Origin of the sequence: Pseudomonas sp. MWU15-20650, assembly GCF_023242475.1 — a bacterium.
Classification (GTDB): domain Bacteria; phylum Pseudomonadota; class Gammaproteobacteria; order Pseudomonadales; family Pseudomonadaceae; genus Aquipseudomonas.
Genome location: NZ_JALJFG010000032.1, coordinates 61,531 through 79,130 on the forward strand (window position 1 = coordinate 61,531; position 17,600 = coordinate 79,130).

Here is a 17,600-nt window from a genome sequence, read left to right on the forward strand (position 1 = left end):
GCAGCCTGGTCAAAACGGCCCCGCCAACCTGGTGCTCACTGGCAACAACGGCTACGGCGGCGGCACCACGCTCAATGCCGGTACTCTGACTGCCGGCAGCAACACGGCACTGGGGCTGGGTGGCCTGACCGTCGGCGGTGCCGGCACCCTGGACAGCAACACGGCGGTCACCCTGGGCAACAACGTGGCCTTGAACGCCAACCTGACCCTGGGCGGCAGCAACGCCCTGACCTTGGGCGGCTTGATCAGCGGCACCGGCCTGTTGATCAAGAATGGCGCGGCCAACCTGACCCTCAACGGTATCAACACCTTCCAGGGCGGGACCAACCTCAATGCCGGCACCCTGACCCTGGGCAATGCCGGTGCACTGGGCAGCGGTGCCTTGACCGTTGGCGGCGCCGCGACCCTGGCCAACAGCACAGCCTTCACCTTGGGCAATAACATTGCGCTCAATGGCGACTTGACCCTGGCAGGCAACAACAACCTCAACCTCGGCGGCGTCATCAGTGGTGCCAGTGCCTTGATCAAAAACGGTCTGGCTGACCTGACCCTGAGTGGCAACAACACCTTCACCGGCCCCTTGAATGTTGCTTCCGGCAGCCTGACCACACTCGGCACCGGCGCCTTGGGTAACACCTCCGGCGCTAATATCAGTGCAGGGGCCAGTCTCAATCTCGGTTCCAACAGCAGCCTGGCGACCCTGGCCGGCAACGGCGGGGTGCTGATTGGCGCGGGCACCACCTTGAGCGTGGGGGGGGTCAACAGCACCAGCACCTTCGACGGCAGCCTGTCCGGTATCGGTGGGCTGAGCAAAGTCGGCACGGGCACTTTCAACCTCACCGGCATCAATGGCCTCACCGGCAACACCGCCGTCAACGGCGGTACCCTGAACCTCACAGGCTCCCTGGGCAGCGCGCTGGTGGATGTCAACAGCGGCGGCACCTTTACCGGCACCGGCTCGGTGCTGGGCACACTGAACATCAACAGCGGCGGCCACCTGGCGTTGAGCAGTGGCAACATCTTGTCGGCCGGCGCGCTCAACCTGGGGGCTGGTGGCAACCTGGACGTCGCCCTTGGCGCGCCGTCCCCTACGTCCTTGCTCAACGTCGGCGGCAACGTCAACCTCGGCGGCAACCTGAACGTGACCGATGCCGGTGGCTTTGGCGCAGGGACCTACCGCTTGATCAACTACACCGGCGCCTTGACCGGCGCGCTGACAGTGGCTGGTGTTCCCGTGGGCTATGGCCTCGGTGATCTGCTGGTACAAACTGCCGTCGGCAATCAGGTCAACCTGGTGGTATCGGCGCCCAATATTAGTTTCTGGGATGGCAGCCAATCCATCGCCAACGGCGTCGTGGATGGCGGCACCGGCACCTGGACCGCCGGCGGCACCCATTGGACCTCGGCCGACGGCCTCACCAACTCACCTTGGGCCAGCGGTTTTGCGGTGTTTACCGGTGCGGCGGGGACGGTCACGGTGCAAGGCCCGCAAGCCTTTACCGGCCTGCAATTTGTCACGGATGGCTACAACCTGGTCACTGGCGCGGGCGGGCAGTTGACCGCGATCAATGGCAGTAGCGGCAATGTGTCGATGCGCGTAGACCCGGGCGCAACCGCAACCATTGGTGTGAATATCGAGGGTGCCGGCACCCTGAATAAACTCGACACCGGCACCCTGGTATTGGGCGGCGCCAACACCTACACCGGCGGTACCTTGCTCAATGGCGGCACGTTGGTGGTGGGCAGCAACACGGCGCTGGGCACTGGCCAGTTGACGGCGGTCGCAGGCACGACACTGGACAGCAATGCCCCCGTGACCTTGGGCAACAGCGTTGCCCTGGCCGGCGACATGACCGTCGGCGGCAGTCATGCGCTGACCTTGAATGGCGCGATCAATGGCGCCGGCGGCCTGATTAAAAACGGGGCAGCCAACCTGACCTTGGGCGGTGCCAACAGCTACCTTGGCGTCACTGCGCTGAATGCCGGTGGCCTGATCCTGGCATCCAATACTGCGCTCGGCACCAGTGCGCTGAATGCTGCGGGCGGCACTACGCTGGACGCCAGCACCGCCGTGACCGTGGCCAACGCCATCAACCTGGCGGGCAATCTGGGCATTGGCGGTACGGCTGACTTGACCTTGAACGGTCCCGTCACAGGGAGCGGCAGCCTGACCAAGAACGGTGCGGCTGACCTGACGCTCAATTCGGCCAACGGCTTCCTCGGTGGCACCACCCTCAATGCTGGCACTTTGACCGTGGGCAATGCCCTGGCCCTGGGCGCGGGTGGCCTGACTGTCGCCGGCGCCGCGACCCTCGACAACAACACGGCGCTGACCCTGGGCAACACTGTGGCGCTGAGCGCCAACCTCACGGTGGCCGGCAGCAATGACTTGACCCTGGGTGGCCTCGTCACCGGTACGGGGGCGCTGGTCAAGTCTGGCGCAGCCAACCTGACGCTCAATGGTGCCAATACTTATCAAGGCGGCACCACCCTCAATGCCGGGACCTTGACCCTGGGCACAGCGACTGCGCTGGGCACGGGTGCCTTGACCGTCACTGGCGCAGCCAACCTGAACAACACTACACCGCTGGTGCTGGCCAATGCGGTCAATGCCAATGCTGGCCTGACGGTAGGCGCGCTTAATAACAACCTCACCCTGGCCGGTGTGCTGGCGGGTAACGGCAGCGTGATCAAAACCGGCAATGGCGACTTGAGCTTGACCGGCAACAACACCTTCAGCGGGCTGTTCGATGTGCAATCGGGCAGCTTGACCACCGTCGGCAATGCTGCGCTCGGTGCGGGCGCCGGGCTCAACCTGGGCAACGGTACGCAATTGAACCTGGGCGGTTCGGCCAGCCTCGGTGCGCTCACGGGTAACGGTGTGGCCCTGGTGGGCAGCGGCAGTACCTTGAGTGTCGGCAGCAATAACCTGGACGGCACCTTCGGCGGCGTGCTCAGCGGCGCGGGCAACTTCACGAAAGTCGGCAGCGGGGCGTTGACCCTCGGCGGCGTCAGCGCGCTGAGCGGTGATACCCAGGTCAACGCCGGCAGCCTGCTGGTCAACGGTTCGCTGGCCAGTGCGAATGTGGGCGTCGCCAGCGGCGCCACCCTCGGCGGTACCGGCACCTTGCTGGGCAATGTCAACATTGCCGATGGCGGCCATCTGGCGGTTAACTCCGGCAATACCCTGACCGTCGGCTCGCTGGTGCTGGGCGCCAACTCGAACCTGGACGCGGGCCTCGGCGCAGCGTCCAGCGGCGGCACGGCGCTGGTCCATGTGGGCGGTAACCTGACCCTGGACGGCAGCTTGAATGTGCACGATATCGGCGGCTTTGGTGTCGGTATCTATCGCCTGATCGACTACACCGGTGGCCTGACCAACAATGGCCTGGCGCTGGGCAGCGTGCCGGTGAATGTGTCACTGGGCGATCTGGCTGTGCAGACCAGCGTCGGTCACCAGGTCAACCTGCTGGTCAACGGCAGCACCAACGTACAGTTCTGGGATGGCAGCCAGCTGTTGCCGAACGGCAGCGTCGCGGGCGGCACCGGCACCTGGAATGCCGGCGGCACCAACTGGACCAGCGTCAACGGCCTGGTCAACAACGCCTGGAGCCCTAACAGTTTCGCCGTCTTCCAAGGCACGGCAGGGACCGTCACCGTAGACGGCGCCCAAGGGATTACCGGCCTGCAATTCGTCACCGATGGCTACAACCTGGTCGGCGGTACGGCGGGGGCCTTGACCTTGTTCAACGGCACCGGTGGCAACACGGCGGTGCGTGTTGACCCTAACGCCACCGCAACCCTGGGCGTCACCCTCAATGGCGGCGGTACCCTGGCCAAGCTGGATGCGGGCACCCTGGTGCTCAATGGCGCCAACACCTACACCGGCGGTACCGCGCTCAATGGCGGCACCTTGGTGGTCGGCAATGACAGCGCGTTGGGCAGCGGTGCCTTGACGACTGCCAACGGCACCACCCTGGACAACAACACCGCCGTCAACCTGGCCAACGCGGTGAATCTCAACGGCGCGCTGACGGTCGGCGGCAGCAATGCCCTGACCCTGGCGGGCACCGTGGCAGGCACCGGTAGCCTGATCAAGAATGGCATCGCCAACCTCACCTTGAGTGGCAACAACACCTATGCAGGGCCAACCGCGTTGAACGCCGGTGGCTTGATCCTGGCCTCCAACACGGCGCTGGGTGCTGGCGCCTTGAATGCTGCGGCGGGCACCACTCTCGACACCCACAGCGCCGTCTCTCTGGCCAACGCGGTGAACCTGGCGGGCAACCTGGGCATTCTCGGCAGCGCCGACCTGACACTCAACGGCCTGGTCGGCGGTGCCGGTAGCCTGACTAAAAGTGGGGCCGGCAACCTCACACTCAACGGCAACAATGCCTACCTCGGCGGTACGCAGTTGAACGCGGGCTCCTTGACCCTCGGTAACGGCTCGGCACTCGGCAGCGGCGGCTTGGCGGTCAACGGCGCAGCGACGCTGGATACCAGCAGCGCACTGGCCCTGACGAATAACACCACCCTCAACGCGGCGCTGACCGTCGGCGGCACCAACGGCCTGAGCCTTGATGGCGTGGTCAGCGGCACGGGTTCGTTGATCAAAAGCGGCACTGCCAACCTGAGCCTGAACGGCGCCAATACCTACAGCGGTGGCAGCACGCTTAATGCCGGCACGCTCACCCTGGGCAACGCCACGGCATTGGGCTCGGGCGCCCTGAGTGTCAATGGTGCCGGCACCCTGGATAACAGCGTGCCGCTGGTGCTGGCCAACGCCGTCAACCTCAATGCTGACCTGACGGTGGCCGGTAGCAATAACCTGACCCTGGCCGGCGTGCTGGCGGGCAATGCGGCGCTGATCAAGAACGGTACGGCGGACCTGCTGCTGAGCGGTACTAACACCTTCACCGGCCCATTGACTGTGGTGGGCGGCAGCGTGACGACCGTGGGTAACGCTGCGCTGGGCAACACGTCGGGCATCAACGTGGGGACGGGCGCCAGTCTCAACCTGGGCGGCAATGCCAGCGTCAACACCTTGGCCGGCAACGGTGTTGTCCAGGTGGCGGGCGGCAGTACGCTCGCGGTTGGTGGCAGCAACCTGGACAACACCTTTGCAGGCGCGTTGAACGGTGCCGGCAACCTGGATAAAAACGGTACCGGTGCACTCAACCTGACCGGCACCAATGGCCTCAGCGGCGCCGCCAACGTCAACGGTGGCACCTTGAATGTCAGCGGTTCGCTGGCCAGCGGCACGGTGGCGGTGAATAACGGCGCGACGCTGACCGGCAGCGGTTCGCTGGCGGGCGCGGTGACGGTGGCCGATGGCGGGCACATCGGGCTGACCTCCGGCAGTGCGTTGTCGGTGGGCTCGCTGGTGCTGGGCAATAATGCCAACCTGGACGTCGGTCTCGGCGTTCCGGTGGTGGGCGGTGGCAGTGGGCTGCTGAACGTTGGCGGTGACCTCACGCTGGGCGGCAAGCTCAATGTCAGCGATATCGGCGGCTTTGGCAGCGGCGTCTATAACCTCATCAACTACGGCGGTGCGCTCACCAATAACGGGCTGACCCTCGGCACCGTGCCGGGCAGCGTGATCCCCGGCGACCTGCAAGTGCAGACCGCCGTCAGCAACAAGGTCAACCTGCTGGTCACGGCGCCCAACACCACCGTGCAGTTCTGGGACGGCGCCAATCTGCTCGGCAATGGCGCCATCAACGGCGGCAACGGCACCTGGAGCACCGGCACCACCAACTGGACCAACGTCGATGGCACGCTCAACCAGCCTTGGGCCAACAGTTTCGCGGTGTTCCAGGGCACGGCGGGTAACGTGACGGTGGACGGCACGCAGAGCATCACCGGGATGCAGTTCGTCACCGATGGCTACAACCTGGCCTCCGGTGCGGCAGGTGTGCTCAACCTGGTCAATGGCGGCACCGGCAACACAGCGGTCCGCGTCGATCCGAACGCCACTGCGACCCTGGGTGTGACCCTCAACGGCGCCGGCACCCTGGCCAAGCTCGACAGCGGTACGCTGGTGCTCAACGGCACCAATGGCTATACCGGCGGTACCGCACTCAATGGCGGCACGCTGGTGGTCGGCAACAATAGCGCACTGGGTACAGGTGCGCTGACGGCAGCCGACGGCACCACGTTGGACAGTAATGCGGCCGTGACACTGGGTAACGCTGCGGTGCTCAATGGCGCCCTGTCCATCGGCGGCAGCAACGCGCTGACCCTCAATGGCGGGATCGGCGGCAGCGGTAGCCTGCTGAAAAAAGGCGCGGCGACGTTGACCCTCAACGGCGCCAATACCTACAGCGGCGGCACGGGGCTGAATGCCGGTCAATTGATCCTCGGCAATAACGCTGCCCTGGGCACCGGCGCGCTCAGCGTCGGCGGCGCCGCGCAGTTGGATGGCAGCACCGACCTGCAACTGGCCAACGCCATCAACCTGAGTGGCCCGCTGACCTTGGCCGGCAGCCATGACCTGGCCCTTGACGGCGTCGTCAGTGGCACCGGTAGCCTGGTGAAAAACGGTAACGGTGCCTTGTCGCTGACAGGTGCCAATACCTACAGTGGTGGCACCACGCTGAACGGTGGCACCACCACCGGTAACACCAACAGCCTGCAAGGCGCGATTGCCAACAACGCGACCCTGACCTTCGAGCAAGGGGCCGATGGCACCTACACCGGCAACCTGACGGGGGCAGGGGTGTTGAATAAAACCGGTACCGGCGCATTGCTGCTGACGGGCAATAACACCTTGACCGGCAATACCAACGTCAACGCAGGCAGCCTGCAGGTCAACGGCACCTTGAACAGTGCGGCGGTACAGGTGGCCAGCGGTGCGACCCTCGGCGGCAGCGGCACCTTGGGCGGTGCGGTGAGCATGGCCGATGGTTCAACCCTCAAGGCCGGGGCGGCGACACCGCTGTCGGTGGGGGCGTTGGCCTTGTCGTCGGGCACCCACCTGGACTTCACCCTTGGCGCGCCAGGTGCGTCCACCACGGCGGTGAATGTGGCGGGTAACCTGACCCTGGGCGGCACCCTCAATGTCACGGATGGCGGCGGTTTCGGGGTCGGCGTATACCAACTGTTCCGCTACGGCGGCAGCTTGACCGACAACGGCCTCACCCTGGGTACACTGCCTGTCGGCGTGGGTGACCTGAGCCTGCAGACCTCGTTGGCTAACCAGCTCAACTTGCTGGTGCAGACCGCACCGGGGCAACTCCAGTTCTGGAACGGTGGCACCACCCACCCGGATGGCACCATCACTGGAGGCAGTGGCACTTGGGGCCCAGGCACCAACTGGACCGATCCAACCGGTACCCAGGGCCAAGCGTCGAACAACCAGTTTGCGGTGTTCGGCGGGCAGGGCGGCACCGTCTCGGTGGTCGGCAACCAAGGCTTTACCGGCCTGCAATTCCTCGACCCTGGCTACACGCTGACGGCCGACGCCGGAGGCACGCTGGCCCCAACCGGGACGGCGGCGGTGCGGGTCAACTCGGGCGTTACCACGGAAATTGCCGCACCGATCGTGGGCAGCGGCGGGATCAACAAACTCGACGCAGGCACATTGTTGCTGACCGGCGCCAATACCTACTCTGGCGGCACCACCGTCAGCGGCGGCACACTGGCCGGTAACACGCTCAGCCTGCAAGGGCGGTTCCTCAACAACGCGCGGTTGCTGTTTGTCCAAACCCACAATGGCACTTTCAACGGTACCCTGACCGGCACCGGCAGCATCACCAAGCAGGGCGCGGGGGCGTTGTTGCTCACTGGCAACCAGCCGTTCAGCGGCACCGTGGCGGTGGATCAGGGTGTGTTGCAAGTGGGTAACGCGGCCAACCCAGGCGCGGCCCTCGGCGGGCAGGTCACCGTGGCCAGCGGCGCCGGCCTGACCGGCAACGGCAGTGTCGGTTCGTTGGTCAACAATGGCAGCGTGACACCCGATGGCGGCAAGCTGACGGTGGCCGGTAACTTCACCAACGCCAGCACGGGTGCGCTGAACCTGGCGATTACGCCTTCGGTGACCAGCTCCCTGGCGGTCGGTGGTACCGCGAACCTGGGCGGCACCTTGAATGTGATCAACCTGGCACCGTATGCAGGCCCGTCCACCTACACGCTGTTGACGGCGGGCACGGTGAACGGCACGTTCAGCAACACTAATCTGGAGAACCTCGCATTCCTCAACACGTCGTTGAACTACAGCCCGACTCAGGTGGCGTTGGCGGTCAGTCGTAACAACGTCAGCTACGCCAGTGTGGCGGCTACCGGTAACCAGCGCGGCGTGGCAGCAGCACTGGGCAGCGGCGCTGCGGTTGGTGGCGCTGCGGTGCAGAATGCGTTGCTCAACACCGACGCAGCCGGGGCACGGGCGGCCTTTGATAGCTTGTCCGGCGAGATCCACGCCAGCACCGCCAGCGCCATGCTTGAGGATTCGCGTTACATTCGCGACGCGGTCAACGAGCGCCTGCGCCAACCCGGTTGCTATCGCGAAGATGACCCCCGCAACAGCCTGGCACCGAGTGAAAACCGCCTGAGCAGCGCCGGTTGCCACGGCGAGATGGTCGGCTGGATGCGCGTGCTCGGCACCTGGGGGCACATGGGCGGCGACAGCAACACTGCCAAGCTGGACCGCAACCTCGGTGGCTTCCTGCTCGGCACCGACAAACAAGTGGATGACGCCTGGCGCGTGGGCGTGGCCGCCGGCTACACCCGTAGCGACCTGGATGCCAAGCGTCGCAACGCCAGTGCCGACGTCGACAGCTACCACTTGATGGCCTACACCGCCTACCAGCAAGCAGCCTTCGCCGCTCGCATGGGCGTGGCTTACAGCTGGAACGACATCGAAAGCAAACGCAACGTGGCGGTGGGCGGGGTGGGCCAACGCCTGAAAGCCGACTACAAGGCACGCACTGCGCAAGTGTTCGGTGAAGTGGGCTACATGATCGAAACCGGCCGAGTGGCGGTGGAACCTTTCGCCGGCCTGGCCTATGTCAACTACGACAGCGACACGATCAAGGAAAAAGGCGGTTCTGCAGCCCTGCGCGGCGATGCCAATCAGGACGTGACCTTCTCGACCTTGGGTGTGCGCGTCGGCCAGACCATCACCCTGGGCAACGGCTCGAAAATCACCCCACGGGGCAGCATCGGCTGGCGTCACGCCTTTGGTGGCACCCAGCCCGATGCCGACTTGAGCTTTATCAACGGTGGTGGTTCGTTCAGCACTCAAGGCGTACCGATCGCCAAGGACAGTGCGGTGCTGGAAGCGGGCGTGGATTACCAGATCAGCCAGAACGGCAAACTGGGCCTGGGCTATTCGGGCCAACTCTCGCGCAACGATAAGGACCATGCGATGACCATCAGTTTCTCCCTCGGTTTTTGATCAAAACCGAGCACTTTTGACCGCCCGTAAGGGCGGTTTTTTTTGGGGAAATATTTCTTAAATCTATTCGCGGTTTGCTGGCCGTTCGGGGATTATTGCTCACAAAGCTGGCTGAAGAATGTACAAACAATTTCTCAGTAGCTGCCAGTGTTGATTTGCTGGGGTTTCTTGGGCCTGGGCTGCGCTTTCCTCACCGCAGCGATATCAGAGGATCAAGGCACGGCAACCTGCGAGTGTTGTATGCATTCGATCCTCATGTACATCAGTACGTTGCGTGATTACATCCGAGCTAGGGGGGCGAGTTGGAAATTATCGCCTCCTTTGCGGAGGGCCAGGTCAAGATCGATAACGTCGCTGGCTAAACACTATGAGTCAGGCACGACCGGCTTTGCGATAAAACCCCACGCCCAGCCCCACGATGATCACGGCGATGAAGACCAGGTTGGGCATGGAAATGCGCTCCCCCAGTATCAGCATTGAGCTGGCAATGCCGAATATCGGGATCAACAGGGACAGCGGCGCTACGGTGGACACGGGGTAGGTGTTGAGCAGCGTATTCCAGCCCCAGTAAGCAAAGTGCGTGGCCAGGTAAACCTGGAACAGGATCGATAACACCGCACTCAGGTCCAGGTTGGCCGGCACGCTGACGAATGCAGCGCTGCCGTGTAGCCACCCGGCCGCGAGGAATAGCGGGATCGGCGGGAACAGGCTGGCCCATACCATGAACGAGAAAATTTCCCTCACCCCCGAGGCCTTGATGATCACGTTGCCGATGCTCCAGGCCAATGCGCTGAGCACGATCAGCAGCACGCCCTGCACCGCATGGTCACCCGGCTGGGTCGTGATGATCCCCGCCAGGCCGATCAAGGCGAGCGACGCGCCGACCCACTGTGCATTGCGGATTTTTTCCTTGAACAGTACGCAGCCCCAACCCAGGGTGAAAAACACGCTGAGTTGAATGATCAATGAGGCGATGCCCGGGCTCACGCCCCGTTGGATGCCGTAGTTGATCACGCCCCACATGCCCAGCCCGAAGATAACGCCGTAGGCGGCCACATAGCCGAAATGGACCGCAGGGCGCTTGATGAAGAACGCCAGTGGCAAGGCGGCGAGGGCAAAACGGATGCCGGTCAGCACAAAAGGATCGATAGCGTTCAAGCCCAGTTTTGTAATGGGAAAGTTCAACCCCCAGACCAGGGTGACCAGTACGGCAAGCGCGAGGTGTTGCTTCTGCATGGGTGTTCCTTGGGAGTGGCGGGTGTGTGCGAGGGGGTGAATGGTAGGGGGCGACGGTGTTGGCCCGCTTGCTATGTAAGGTCATAGTTTGACAATATCGGGTCATGATCCCGACCTTTGATCCCAACGACCCTGAAGTGCTGGTGACGCTGCACAAGTACCCGGCAGGCACGGTATTCCCACGGCATGCCCATGTACGCGGTCAGTTCGCCTATGCCTCCACGGGTGCGCTGAAAATGTTCACCGACCTCGGCAATTGGGTGGTGCCGCCGCAGAGGGCAATCTGGGTGCCCGGGGGCGTGCCCCATGAAATGCACATGCGGGGCGACGTGGTCATGTTGAACACCTACCTCGATGATGCAGCGGCGCGGCGGGCCGGTTTGCAGAAGCATTGCCAGGTCTTTGAGGTGTCATCCTTGCTCAGGCACCTGCTGGAAGCGGCGCTGGCTATCGGGCCGTCGCCGGTATCGCAGGTTCGCCAGCGCTGTGTGCTGACGCTGCTGGTTGATGAGATAGGCGCCATGCCCGAGTTGCCCCTCAGCGCGCCGTTGCCCGCCGAGCCGCGCCTGGCACGAGCCTGCCAGCGCTTTCTGGAGGCGCCCAGGCAGACCATCTCCCTCGACGAGATGGCGGATTGGTCGAGCATGAGCCGACGCACTTTCACCCGTCATTTCCATGACAGTACGGGCATGACGTTTGTAGCCTGGCGCCAACAGGTCTGCCTGCTTGAAGCCACGGCCCGGCTCAGCCAAGGCGCGTCCATTACGCAGGTGGCGCTGGCGTTGGGTTTCAGCAGCTCCAGCGCCTTCACCGCGGTGTTCCGGCGCAACCTGGGCGACTCACCGGCGCGCTATCTGGCCAGGTCCAAGGCGGCTTCGTTGTTCTGAGGGAAGGAACGTCGGTCAGGATTCACCTTTCTCGACGGCGCCCTTTGCTATTATCGCCGCCCCTTGTCACCCGGAGTCATCGGTCCATGCAACACCAGTGGGATGAAATGCACCGCACCCGCAAGCCCACGTTCGTCCTGTGTGGCGAGCCCCAGGGGGATGTGCTCAATCTCTACGTGCATGGTTATTCGGCGTTTTTCAACCAGCAGCAGTTGGGTCGCTTCCAGGAACAACTGGCGGGTATCGAGGGGTCGACCAACCTGATGCTGTTCTGGCCGGCGGGGCACTTCCTGGAAAACCTGTTTGCGCCTTTCAAGGACGTCATTACCTCGATGCTCGGCGGTGGCGGGCTGGGCGCGGCGACGGTGGGCGTGGGCAAGGCGATTGCTTATTTTCTCGACCATTACAAAAGTGTCGAGGCGCGAGTCGATGAAGTGGCCAGGACCTTGTTGCCCGAACTGGCCGGTTACCTGCACGCCGAGTCGTTGCAGGTGCGGCGCATCAACCTGGTCGGGCATTCCCTCGGCGCTCGAATCCTGGTCAAGAGCCTGCTGGCCAGCCCCGAGATTGCCCGCGAACTGCCGCTGAACAACCTGTTGTTGATGGGCGGGGCGATCTGCACGTCCAGCCCGTGGGATGACGTGTCGGCGCCACTCAAGGGACGGCTGATCAACTGTCACTCCAGTAAAGACTGGGCGCTGGCCATGAAGCCGGACACCGAGCGCTGTATCGGCCGGTATGCGATTGACGTCACGCCCGCACTCAAGGCCAAGGTCACCAATGTGCACCTGGCGACCTTCGACCATGCCGCCTATTGGCCGCAGTTGAAGACGGTGGTGCAGTACACCGACCTGTTGCAAGAGCGACGCGGCATGATTCGCAGCGATCAGCGCAGCAGTGAAGTGCGCTTTGCCGAAGAGGACGTGGAACTGTTTCCCGCACTGTTGCAGGCACGTCCGGAGGAGCTGAAATTCCTCGCCGAGTTGATGGCGCAAAAGCGCAGTGCGTCGATTGATGCCCGTGTGCGCGAACCGCTGAAACTGGCTATCGAGTTGCAGCGCATGGGGGGCGACAGCTTTATGAACCTGGCCCGCGGCCATGGCGTGGGTTATCGCCAGATCGCCGAGGATGTGGCGCAACGGTTGGGGATCAAGTTCGACGAGGCACTTGAAAACGTTGCACTGGCGGATATCGAGGCGCAGGTCGCGCAAAAGCTGATCCAACAGTACAAGGACAAACTCAGCAGCGCCGACCGACAAGCGTTCGACGCCGAGCTCAAGGCGGCGGCGCAAAAAGAGCAGGGCTTGTTCAACCGCTTCGACGTTGGCCGTTCGGCGACGACGGCCTTGAGCGGCACGGCATTGGCAGGACTCACCGGGTTTATCCTGCGGCGCGGCGCGGCCACGGCAATTCCGGTGGTGGGCCAGGCGTTGGCGGCGGCGATGTTGCTGGTCACGGGCGTCCGGGCGTTTTCCGGCCCGGCGTATTCGATCACGACCTTGGCGGTGTTGGTGGTCGGCTTGATTCGCCAGCGCATGGAGCGCGAGGCGCTGAATCAGGAGCTGGACCTGGTGGTGCAAGTGGTCGAAGCCTTTGATCTGCCTCGGGACACGGTGATGCGCACGGTGGTGTCCGACTGATAAGCTGCTGCCCTCGTCTTGTGTGTTTGCCTGGGATACCGCGTGAAATTCAGCCTGCCGAAAATGGCTACCGCCCCGTTCTGCCCGCCGGAAGTGGCCGGCTCCGTCGCTGTCGACCCCAAGGCGTCGTTCTTCAAGCGGATGCTGATGTTCGCCGGCCCTGGCCTGCTGATTTCCATCGGCTACATGGACCCCGGCAACTGGGCGACGGCCATCGAAGCGGGGTCGCGTTACGGCTACAGCCTGTTATTTGTGGTGCTGCTGGCCAGCCTGGCGGGGATGGCCGTGCAATGCCTGTGCTCGCGGCTGGGCATCGCCACCGGCAAAGACCTGGCGCAATTGTGCCGTGAGCGCTACAGCCGGCGCTCTTCACTCACCCAGTGGCTGTTGGCCGAAATCTCGATTATTGCCACTGACCTCGCAGAAGTGCTTGGCTGCGCCCTGGCCTTTCACCTGCTGCTCGGTGTGTCGCTGACCACCGGCATTGTCATCACCGCCTTTGACACACTATTGATCCTGGCCCTGCAAAACCGTGGTTTCCGCCGTTTGGAAGCGATCATGCTGGCGCTGGTAGCGACGATTGGCGTGTGCTTTTTCATCGAACTGGTGCTGATCAAACCCTACTGGCCGGATGTATTGCGCGGTTTCACCCCATCCTTGTCGGCGATCAGCGACGCCGCACCGCTGTACCTGGCCATCGGTATCCTCGGTGCGACGGTGATGCCTCATAACCTCTACCTGCACACCTCCATTGTGCAGACGCGCCTGATCGGCAAGGACCTGGCGAGCAAACAGGACGCCGTCAAGCTGGCGCGTATCGACACCATTGGCTCCCTGGCCTTGGCCCTGTTGGTCAACGCCGCGATCCTGGTGCTGGCCGCTGCGGCGTTCTACAAGACCGGCCACACCGATGTGGTGGAGATCCAGGACGCTTATCACCTGCTCGATCCGCTGGTAGGCGGTGCATTCGCCAGCATCCTGTTCGGCATCGCCTTGCTGGCCTCCGGGCAGAGTTCGACCTTCACCGGCACCATTGCCGGGCAAGTGATCATGGAGGGGTACCTCAACCTGCGCATTCCCTGCTGGCAACGCCGCTTGATCACCCGGGGGCTGGCGCTGATCCCGGCGTTTCTCGGGGTGTGGCTGATGGGCGATGCTGCCATCGGCAAGCTGCTGATTCTCAGCCAGGTGGTACTGAGCTTGCAGTTGCCGTTTGCGTTGTACCCGCTGATCCGCATGACCGATGACGAGCAGTTGATGGGGCCGTTCGTCAATCGCCTGCCCACGCGGCTGCTGGCGTGGTTTTTGTTTGCGGTGATCAGTGGCGCGAATGCGTGGTTGATCGGGCAGTGGTTGTTCTGAGTTCACACGGTACTGCCAGGTACGGCCTAGACCAGCATTGCCCAGGGTGTGTATTGGGCAACCTGTGGATCGGCAGTCAATAGTTTCATCGGTTCACTTATCGCCGTGGCAACGATCAGCCGATCAAAAGGGTCCCTGTGATGCGGTTCAAGGTCCTTGACGGCAATGGTGTGTTCCAACGTGATGGGTCATTCGACGAACCCGCTTTCCAGGCAGTACTCACGGATTTCATCCAGGTCCACATCGAGCTTTCCGACGCCGACCTTGATGGCCATTTCCCAGAAGTTGGCCGCGCTGACGTAGATCTCTGCGGCATTTTCAATCAGTTTATGGGTGTTGCTGGATAACCTGGGGTCATCATTGAGCGCCCAAAGCAGAATATGGGTATCCAGCAATACTCTCTTTCCTACGAGGATTTTTCCTCAATATTTCTGCCCTGACTGTTCCACAGGGCTCACCGATCCCAATACGGTACCGTCCCAAAACACTCGACAAAATAATCAATCACCGTGCGCACCTTCAGCCACAACCGCCGGCTGCCAGGCCACAGCGCCGCAATCCGCTGTGGCTCCAGGGTCGTTGCCACGTCGTATTCCGTCAGTACCGCCTGCAAGGTGCCGGCGCGCAAGCTTTCGCCGATCAGCCAGGATGGAAACACCACCCGTCCCAGGCCCTGTTCGGCGGCGGGGTTGCCGGTGATGGGGCTTTTGACGCCGTTGGGGGGCCAGTCGCCCTGGCCGCGCCGGAAAAACCAACGTGCCTCGTCGACAGGGTGTGAGTGCACCCAGTCGGCCCACGCCTGAAAACGCTGAAAAAATCCTCTCGGATTATTGGGCGGCGGTCATTAACATGGCCGCACACCCTTGATTGATGTGTTCTCCATGGCCCTGGCCGCTCCCCCCGACCTCACTGATCATGCCGTCCCCGTGCAACCGCTGGCGCGAACCTACCCGCGTGGGTTGTACGTGGAGCCCCATAGTCACGACTGGGGCCAGTTGCTCTATGCCATGAGCGGTGTCATGTGGGTCGAGACGCCCCGCGAAGCGCTGGTCGTGCCACCGCAACGCGCCGTGTGGCTGCCACCGGGTGTGGCGCATGGAATACGCGTGGTCTCGGACCTGCAGATGCGCAATATCTATTTGCGCCCGTCATTGGCGGCAACGTTGGACAGCCAGGTGCAGGTCATTGAAGTCGGTGGGCTGCTGCGTGAACTGATCATCACCTTGGTCGATCAAGGTGATAACGGCGATTGGGTCTATTACGACGCCGTGGTCGGCCTGGCGCTATTGGAGTTGCAACGGGCGCGCCGCTCGCAGATCCGCATCGCTATGCCGGTGGCGGCAGACCGCCGGTTGATCAGCGCCTGCCAGGCGGTGATGGCATCGCCGTCCCTTGAGATTCCCTTCGAGCAACACGCCGAGGCGGCGGGGGCGAGCGTGCGCACGTTGGCGCGGCTGTTCCAGAACCACCTCGGCATGGGGTTCGCCCAATGGCGTCGCCAAGTGCAGTTGGCGACGGCCGTGGCGGAGCTGATCCAGGGCCAGTCGGTCAGCGGCATTGCCCGCGCCTTGGGCTATTCGCCCAGTAGCTTCAGTGACATGTTCCGTCGCGAACTCGGTGTCGCGCCGTCGCAATACAGTGGGTGAGGGGTTGGCCGAAATCCTGAAGCACTTGGCCGATGCTTCGGGGGCGGGCTCACTACACTGAGCCCATCAACTTACCAGGCGCTACCCATGAACTACCTGATTTCCCTCGCCATTGGCCTGTTTGTCGGCGTGATCTATGGGGCTTTGGACTTCCGCTCGCCCGCGCCACCTGCCATCGCGTTGGTAGGGCTGATGGGCATGTTGCTCGGCGAGAAACTGTGGCCCATGGGGCGCGAGTGGCTCAGCGCCTGGTTGTCCTGATTCCCTTTTTTCCATCGATGGATGTTGGCCATGAAAGCACTGCAATTTTGCGCAACCGGCGACCTCGCTGCCCTGGGTTTTGTCGAGGTCGCCAAACCGGTGCCTGCTGCCGGTGAGGTCCTGGTACAGATCAAGGCTGCGGGCCTTAACCCCAGCGATGTTAAAAATGTGCTCGGACGTTTTCCCTACACCACCTTGCCGCGTATTCCCGGCCGGGATTTTGCCGGGGTTGTGGTCGAGGGGCCGCCAGCATTGCTCGGCCAAGAGGTGTGGGGCACCGGCCGCGACCTCGGTTTTTTCGCCGACGGCTCCCACGCCCAATACCTGACCGTGTCGGCCAAGGGCGTGGCGCACAAACCTACGCACCTGAGTTTTGCCCAGGCCGCCAGCCTCGGTGTGCCATACACCACGGCTTGGGACGCCTTGGAGCGTAGCGGTGTTGGCCAGGGCACGCGGTTGCTGGTAATTGGCGCCAATGGTGCCGTGGGCAGCGCGGCATTGGCTTTGGCGAGGATCCGTGGGGCGCAGGTGTTGGCGGCCGTGCGTAAGGCCGACCAGGTCGAGGCGTTGCAAGCACAAGGGGTTGACGCGATTGCCTTGGGCCAGCCGGAAGAACTGGGGGCGCAGGTCAATGCGGTGTTCAAGGGCGGCGCCGAGGTGATCTTCGACACGACCGGTTTTTGGTTGCCGGCGGCTGTTGCAGGGTTAGCCCCATTTGGTCGCATCGCGATCATCGCCGCACCGGTTGACGGCCACGTACAGCTGCCGGCCCTGTCGCTGTATCGCAAAGGTGGCTCGGTGGTGGGGATCAATTCGTTGCTCTATAACTGTGAACAATGTGCCGTAATGCTGGAGCAGTTCGGGCGCTTCTTTGACGAAGGAGCACTGCCGCTGCCGACCGGCCTGCGCGAAGTGGCGTTGGCCGAGGGCGTGCAGAGCTATGAGGACGTGAACAGCGGCAGCGCGGACAAGATCATTTTCCTGCCTTAGCACGCTCAACAGTGTGGGAGGGGGCAAGCCCTAATGCCAGTCAGTTAAGAAGTAACACTATCACTGTGGCGAGCGGGCTTGTCCCGCGTTGGGATGCGCAGCAGCCCCAAAAGCTATCTGCGCGGAGTATCGGGTACACCGCATTCGTCCTTCTTTGGGGGCGCTACGCGCCCCAACGCGGGAC

Annotated in this window: 6 protein-coding genes and 5 pseudogenes; 8 read left to right on the forward strand and 3 right to left on the reverse strand. The window is 63.2% G+C overall.

The genetic code is table 11. The features are described 5' to 3' along the window. Positions 1–10: 10 nt before the first annotated feature. Positions 11–9,394, forward strand: a pseudogene (locus M5B43_RS21100) (autotransporter-associated beta strand repeat-containing protein); the annotation flags it as partial. 255 nt (positions 9,395–9,649) lie between these two features. Then, positions 9,650–9,756 (forward strand): annotated as a pseudogene (locus M5B43_RS21105) (transcriptional regulator); the annotation flags it as partial. Between the two features lie 10 nt (positions 9,757–9,766). On the opposite strand, the gene M5B43_RS21110 reads toward M5B43_RS21105, so the two are convergent. Beyond that, the gene (locus tag M5B43_RS21110) at positions 9,767–10,630 is read right to left on the reverse strand and encodes an EamA family transporter (RefSeq protein ID WP_248751930.1); all 864 of its coding nucleotides are present in this window, start codon (positions 10,628–10,630) and stop codon (positions 9,767–9,769) included. A gap of 104 nt (positions 10,631–10,734) precedes the next feature. Here M5B43_RS21110 and M5B43_RS21115 point away from each other — a divergent pair, with 104 nt between their 5' ends. The 3 genes from M5B43_RS21115 to M5B43_RS21125 all read left to right on the forward strand — a co-directional run bounded on the left by M5B43_RS21115 (position 10,735) and on the right by M5B43_RS21125 (position 14,519). After that, entirely contained in the window at positions 10,735–11,517 is a 783-nt protein-coding gene (locus tag M5B43_RS21115) for a helix-turn-helix transcriptional regulator (protein WP_248751931.1), read from the forward strand. A gap of 86 nt (positions 11,518–11,603) precedes the next feature. After that, positions 11,604–13,157: a DUF726 domain-containing protein gene (locus M5B43_RS21120; protein ID WP_248751932.1), complete on the forward strand. Its 1,554-nt coding sequence runs from the start codon at positions 11,604–11,606 to the stop codon at positions 13,155–13,157. A 42-nt stretch (positions 13,158–13,199) separates the two neighbouring features. Continuing rightward, positions 13,200–14,519, forward strand: a complete 1,320-nt coding sequence (locus tag M5B43_RS21125; protein WP_248751933.1) for an Nramp family divalent metal transporter — start codon at positions 13,200–13,202, stop codon at positions 14,517–14,519. Positions 14,520–14,545: 26 nt separating this feature from the next. Here M5B43_RS21125 and M5B43_RS21130 read toward each other — a convergent pair. Together M5B43_RS21130 and M5B43_RS21135 are read right to left on the reverse strand one after the other, a co-directional pair. Further along, a pseudogene (locus M5B43_RS21130) lies at positions 14,546–14,935 on the reverse strand (type II toxin-antitoxin system VapC family toxin). Between the two features lie 38 nt (positions 14,936–14,973). Further along, a pseudogene (locus tag M5B43_RS21135) lies at positions 14,974–15,282 on the reverse strand (LysR family transcriptional regulator); the annotation flags it as partial. 118 nt (positions 15,283–15,400) lie between these two features. Between M5B43_RS21135 and M5B43_RS21140 the strand changes: the two are divergent. The 3 genes and pseudogenes from M5B43_RS21140 (at position 15,401) to M5B43_RS21150 (ending at position 17,416) form a co-directional block, all read left to right on the forward strand. Beyond that, positions 15,401–16,185 (forward strand): annotated as a pseudogene (locus M5B43_RS21140) (helix-turn-helix transcriptional regulator). Between the two features lie 67 nt (positions 16,186–16,252). Further along, complete coding sequence (locus tag M5B43_RS21145; protein WP_248751934.1) at positions 16,253–16,426, forward strand: DUF1427 family protein; 174 nt, start codon at positions 16,253–16,255, stop codon at positions 16,424–16,426. Between the two features lie 30 nt (positions 16,427–16,456). Continuing rightward, the gene (locus M5B43_RS21150; protein WP_248751935.1) at positions 16,457–17,416 is read left to right on the forward strand and encodes a zinc-binding alcohol dehydrogenase family protein; all 960 of its coding nucleotides are present in this window, start codon (positions 16,457–16,459) and stop codon (positions 17,414–17,416) included. The last annotated feature ends 184 nt before the right edge of the window (positions 17,417–17,600 follow it).

Bases quoted from the DNA above. Each gene is read 5' to 3' on its own strand.
- M5B43_RS21110 (WP_248751930.1), bottom strand. From the start codon at position 10,630: ATGCAGAAGCAACACCTCGCGCTTGCCGTACTGGTCACCCTGGTCTGG.
- M5B43_RS21115 (WP_248751931.1), top strand. From the start codon at position 10,735: ATGATCCCGACCTTTGATCCCAACGACCCTGAAGTGCTGGTGACGCTG.
- M5B43_RS21120 (WP_248751932.1), top strand. From the start codon at position 11,604: ATGCAACACCAGTGGGATGAAATGCACCGCACCCGCAAGCCCACGTTC.
- M5B43_RS21145 (WP_248751934.1), top strand. From the start codon at position 16,253: ATGAACTACCTGATTTCCCTCGCCATTGGCCTGTTTGTCGGCGTGATC.
- M5B43_RS21150 (WP_248751935.1), top strand. From the start codon at position 16,457: ATGAAAGCACTGCAATTTTGCGCAACCGGCGACCTCGCTGCCCTGGGT.